The organism is Mesorhizobium sp. M7A.F.Ca.MR.362.00.0.0 (assembly GCF_004023175.1).
GTDB lineage: Bacteria > Pseudomonadota > Alphaproteobacteria > Rhizobiales > Rhizobiaceae > Mesorhizobium.
Genome location: NZ_RZTF01000440.1, coordinates 1 through 5,046, shown reverse-complemented (window position 1 = coordinate 5,046; position 5,046 = coordinate 1). Strand labels below are relative to the sequence as shown.

Annotated in this window: 6 protein-coding genes; 3 read left to right on the top strand and 3 right to left on the bottom strand. The window is 60.8% G+C overall.

Annotated elements, in window-relative coordinates:
• Positions 1-443, bottom strand: a 443-nt coding sequence (locus EOC06_RS32425; RefSeq protein ID WP_164898855.1) for an NAD(P)/FAD-dependent oxidoreductase, incomplete at its 3' end; no start/stop codon positions are given.
• 163 nt (positions 444-606) lie between these two features.
• On the opposite strand from EOC06_RS32425, the gene EOC06_RS32420 reads away from it, so the two are divergent.
• Entirely contained in the window at positions 607-1,260 is a 654-nt protein-coding gene (locus EOC06_RS32420; protein ID WP_128309705.1) for a 5-formyltetrahydrofolate cyclo-ligase, read from the top strand.
• A 145-nt stretch (positions 1,261-1,405) separates the two neighbouring features.
• On the opposite strand, the gene EOC06_RS32415 is transcribed toward EOC06_RS32420, so the two are convergent.
• Positions 1,406-1,879 carry an Lrp/AsnC family transcriptional regulator gene (locus tag EOC06_RS32415; protein ID WP_127269076.1) on the bottom strand — a complete coding sequence of 158 codons (474 nt, stop codon included), beginning with the start codon at positions 1,877-1,879 and terminating at the stop codon, positions 1,406-1,408.
• 155 nt (positions 1,880-2,034) lie between these two features.
• On the opposite strand from EOC06_RS32415, the gene ald reads away from it, so the two are divergent.
• On the top strand, positions 2,035-3,150 hold the full coding sequence (ald, locus tag EOC06_RS32410) for an alanine dehydrogenase (protein ID WP_023812057.1): 1,116 nt from the start codon (positions 2,035-2,037) through the stop codon (positions 3,148-3,150).
• A 206-nt stretch (positions 3,151-3,356) separates the two neighbouring features.
• Positions 3,357-4,664 carry an outer membrane protein gene (locus EOC06_RS32405; protein WP_128309704.1) on the top strand — a complete coding sequence of 436 codons (1,308 nt, stop codon included), beginning with the start codon at positions 3,357-3,359 and terminating at the stop codon, positions 4,662-4,664.
• Positions 4,665-4,898: 234 nt separating this feature from the next.
• Here the strand turns inward: EOC06_RS32405 and EOC06_RS32400 are convergent.
• A partial coding sequence (locus EOC06_RS32400; RefSeq protein ID WP_128309703.1) for a DUF1203 domain-containing protein occupies positions 4,899-5,046 on the bottom strand: 148 nt, incomplete at its 5' end.

Genomic DNA, 5,046 nt, shown 5'->3' with positions numbered 1-5,046 from the left:
CGCTCGGCCTGCTCGAAGGCCAGGAGAATTCGCCTCCGAATGCTGGTGGCGTCCTCCAGCGTCTTCAGGCCCGGGGCGAAAGGCTCCCATTCGTCGTGGCCGAAATAGGCGTGGCGGGCACCGGTGGCGAGCACCAGCGTGTCGTAGGCGACCGCGCTGCCGTCATCGAGCAGCACGCGCTTGCCGGCGCGGTCGACACCGGTGACATTGGCGAGCAGGGTCGTCACATCCTTGCGCTTGCGCAGGAGGTGGCGGATCGGCCAGGCAACCTCGGAGGTGGCCAGCGCCGTCGTCGCCACCTGATAGAGCAGCGGCTGGAAGAGGTGATGGTTGCGCTTGTCGATCATGGTGATACGCACCGGAGCGCCAGCAAGTGCACGGGTGAACTCGAGACCGCCGAAACCCGCGCCGACAACGACGACATGATGCCTGGCTTCATTCATTTCGTTCACCCCGATGGCAAGATTGGCTGTCCTGGATGTAGGTATTTTTGTGCAATGCAACAACAGATGGACGGTGCCCGAGACTCGTCGTTCCATGTCGTGAATGCACATGTTGTATCGTATCGCGAGGTATAGCGTCATCGAACACGCGATGAGGTGAGGCATGGCCAACGATCGTGACGACGATGCTCCGGCGCAGTATTCTTCGCCGCCCTGTTTCATGCACGAGCTCGATCCGGAATTCCGTGCGCCTTCGAGCGACTGGATCGATGTGAGACGCTGGCGCAAGGCCGAACGCGAACGGCTGATCGCTGCGCGTCTCGCCGTTTCGGCCGACGCACGAGCGGTAATGTCGCAACGCATCGCCGATGGCCTCAACGCGATCATCGGCGAGATCGCCGGGCGCATGGTCAGTCTCTACTGGCCGTTTCGCGGCGAGCCGGATTTGCGGCCTTGGATGGCGTCCATAAACGAACGCGGCGGCCGCACCGCCCTGCCCATCGTCATCGACAAGGGGCACCCGCTGATCTTCCGCGCCTACAAAGCGGGCGACCGGCTGGAGAAAGGTGTCTGGAACATCCCAATCCCGGCCGAGGGCGATCCGGTGCTGCCGGACATCGTCATCTCGCCGATCGTCGGCATCGATCCCCAGAACTACCGCCTGGGTTATGGCGGCGGCTTCTTCGACCGCACGCTGGCAGCGATGCCGTTCAAGCCGCTGGTCATCGGCGTCGGCTACGAGCTGCAACGCATCGCGACCATCTACCCGCAGCCGCACGATATCCCGATGGACCGGGTGGTAACGGAGGCCAGCTAGTCCAGGCTGTGCTGAGATTCAGGTCAGGCCGCGTCGAAAATGGTCGCTTCCGAGAACGGGAGCGGAGCGTACTTTTCGTACGCGAGCACCGGAAGCGCAGGGAGCTACCATTTGCAGGCCGGCATCACCTGAATATCAACGCAGCCTAGGCCATTTCCGGCTTCATGCCCATGGCGGTCCTGTCGACGATTTCGCGTAGCGCAAAGGACGAATTGATCTTGGTCACATGCGGCATCGCCGACAGCCATTCCTTGTGGATGCGCTCATAGTCGACGAGATCCTTCGCCGCGATCCGCAGGATGTAGTCGTACTCGCCCGACATCAGGTGACAGGACAGCACGTTCGGGCAGCGTTTGATCGCCGCCTCGAAATCCGAGAGCGTCTTCTCGAACTGTCCCGACAGCGATATGTGCACGATCGCCGTCATCTGGTGGCCGAGTGCTGCATTGGAAAGCCGGGCATGGTAGCCGCGGATGGTTCCGGATTTCTCCAGATTGTCGAGCCGGCGCGAACAGGCCGACTGCGACAGGCCGACCTTCTCGGCCAGTGCCGCATTGGGTATCCTGCCATCCTTCTGCAAAGCCTCGAGAATGGCGATATCAATCCTGTCGAGCCGCATTTTTCGTGAATCCTGCGAATATCCAGCTATTTTGCGCAACGATTATCGAAACCTGCCGGTTGGCGCAAGCGCATTCGCAAACACCTGCGCAACGATTCGTGGTTCACTCCATCCATACAGGGAACGAGCCCAAAGGGCCGGATCAGGAGAAGAAAATGCGCGTCGGCTGCCCCAAGGAAATCAAGAACCACGAATACCGCGTCGGCCTCACCCCCGGCTCGGTCCGCGAATATGTCGCCCATGGCCACGAAGTGCTGGTTGAGACCGGGGCCGGTGCCGGCATCGGCGCCGATGACAATGCCTATCGCGCCGCCGGCGCCACGATTGCCAAGACGGCCGCCGAGGTGTTCGCCAGGTCGGACATGATCGTCAAGGTCAAGGAGCCGCAGCCCAGCGAATGGGCGCAGCTTCGCGAAGGCCAGATCCTGTACACCTACCTTCACCTTGCTCCGGATCCGGAGCAGACCAAGGGCCTGCTTGCGTCCGGCGTGACGGCAATCGCCTACGAGACCGTGACCGACGACCGTGGCGGCCTGCCGTTGCTGGCGCCGATGTCGGAAGTTGCCGGACGCCTGTCGATCCAGGCCGGCGCCACGGCGCTACAGAAGGCCAATGGCGGCCGCGGCGTGCTGCTCGGCGGCGTGCCCGGCGTGCTGCCCGGCAAGGTCACCGTGCTCGGCGGTGGCGTCGTCGGCCTGCACGCGGCCAGGATGGCGGCCGGCCTTGGCGCCGACGTCACCATCATCGACCGCTCGATCCCGCGCCTGCGCCAGCTCGACGACCTCTTCGCCGGCCGCGTCCACACCCGTTACTCGACTGTCGAGGCGCTGGAAGAAGAGTGTTTTTCAGCCGACATCGTCGTCGGCGCGGTGCTGATCCCGGGTGCCGCGGCGCCAAAACTGGTTTCGCGCGAAATGCTGTCGGGCATGAAGAAAGGCTCGGTGCTGGTCGACGTCGCCATCGACCAGGGCGGCTGCTTCGAGACCTCGCACGCCACCACTCATGCCGAGCCGACCTATGAGGTCGACGGCGTCATCCACTATTGCGTCGCCAACATGCCTGGTGCCGTGCCGGTCACTTCGGCCCACGCGCTCAACAACGCGACGCTGCACTATGGCCTGCAGCTTGCCGACAAGGGCCTGAAGGCGCTGGTCGACGATCATCACCTGCGCAACGGCCTCAATGTCCACAAGGGCAAGATCACCAACCGGGCAGTCGCCGAGGCGCTCGGCTACGAACTGGTCGAGCCGAAAGCCGTTCTCGCCGCCTGATTTTCGCGAAAACAGCTCCTTTCAATCCAGCCCGCCGGTTCCATGCCGGCGGGTTTTTTCTTGCGAGCCTGTTTTTCAGGCAAAGCATGGCGTCGAAAGATGTGACGCAACGGCACTTTGCTCATCATTGTTGCATATTTGTCATTCCCGTACCGGCCGACTCCCTGCTAGAGACATTCTGGGTTTACTCATTGGGGTACGGGCATATGTTCATTCGCACATCCGCGAAATCTTTTCTTCTTGGTGCTGTTTCTGCTGTGGCTTTGATGTCTGCTGCTCATGCAGCAGACGTCGTGCAGCCAGTGGAAGAAGCTGCCGGCTTTAACTGGAGCGGTCTGTACGTTGGTTTTGGCGTCGGTGCCGGTGCCAACGTACACGAGCTCAGCAGCGATTTTATTCCAGTCTCGCTGAACGGCATTGGTGGCGAAGGCGTCTATGGTGAGCTGACGGTCGGCTATGACTATATGGTCTCGCCCCGGTTCCTCATCGGAGGTCTGCTGGACGCTCACGTGGGCAACATCAAGACCACGCTGGACATTATGGGGTTCGACGCTTCTATCAAGGAAACCTACGGTTTCGACGCTGGCCTGCGTCTCGGCTACCTCTTGACGCCGAACACTCTGGGCTACGTGCTGGGTGGCTATTCCTGGCAGAAGTACAAGCTCGATACGAACGCTGGCTTCGACTTTGATTGGGATCAGAGCGGGTATTTTGTCGGAGGTGGCATCGAAACGGCCATCAACAGCAATTGGACGATCAAGACTGAGTATCGCTATACGGGCTTCGGGACCAAGGACGATCTTCTTTCCGAGGCTGGCATTGTCGGAGTACCGGACGGTCTCCTCAATCTTGACACCTCGCGCCATACTTTCCAGATCGCAGCCAATTACCGTTTCGGTGCCCAGAACGGCGGCGGTGCTGCCTTCGAGACGCCAGCCTACAACTGGACCGGCTTCTATATCGGTGGCGCTGGTGGCGCCGGTGCGTCCGTGCATCAGATCAACGTTCCGCCGCTCGGCGACCTGGAATTCAATGGTCTCGGTGGCGAAGGTGCCTTTGGTGAACTGAACGTCGGCTACGATCATGACTTCGGCAGCTGGGTCGCAGGCGTCATGGTCGATGCACGCTACTCCGGCATGACTTCCAAGCTGGATCTCGGCGGCGGGTCGATCAACGTCGATACCGACTATGGGTTCGATGTGCTGGGCCGCGTCGGCATGAAGATGAACGAATCGACCCTTGCCTATGCGCTTGCCGGCTACAGCTGGCAGCATTTCGATCTGAACGCTTCCGACCCGATCGGCGACATTCTCGACTGGGGTTCCAGCGGTTTCTCGGTTGGTGGCGGCCTTGAAACGGCTCTGTCCAGCAATGTCACCGTTGGCCTCGAATATCGCTATTCGCAGTTCGCCGAGAAGGACTTTTCTTCGGAATTCGGCGCACCCGACGACACCCTTACCTCGACTTCCTCTTTCCACACCGTGCGTCTCGGCGCGAAGTACAAGTTCAACTAAAAGGCCCTCCAGCCAAACAGTTGCAGCCCGTCGGCCATGCCGGCGGGCTTTTTTTATTGATCGAATCTTTCCGCGCCAAACGCAGGCAACAAAAAAGCGGAGCCAAAGCCCCGCTTCCTCGATGTCGAGATTTACCGCCGGTTCATCCGCGGTCGGCAAATCGATCGACAATAGCTTTCTATCGCGAATATGCGACGGGAGTACGACAACTGTTTCCAGCAGCTAATCTCAGCCTCAAACGCGCTCGATGCGGCACTGGTAGCAATTGTTGCGCGCCGAACGGACATGGACGTAGGCGATCTCGTCGCGTTCGAACAGCGTCTCGGCCCGTGCAGCAATTGCCGTGGTCGGGATGACGCCGCCGCTGCCATAGACGATGCGA

Excerpts from the sequence above, each read along its gene's own strand:
- EOC06_RS32420 (WP_128309705.1), top strand. The coding sequence starts at position 607 with ATGGCCAACGATCGTGACGACGATGCTCCGGCGCAGTATTCTTCGCCG.
- EOC06_RS32405 (WP_128309704.1), top strand. The coding sequence starts at position 3,357 with ATGTTCATTCGCACATCCGCGAAATCTTTTCTTCTTGGTGCTGTTTCT.
- EOC06_RS32415 (WP_127269076.1), bottom strand. The coding sequence starts at position 1,879 with ATGCGGCTCGACAGGATTGATATCGCCATTCTCGAGGCTTTGCAGAAG.
- ald (WP_023812057.1), top strand. The coding sequence starts at position 2,035 with ATGCGCGTCGGCTGCCCCAAGGAAATCAAGAACCACGAATACCGCGTC.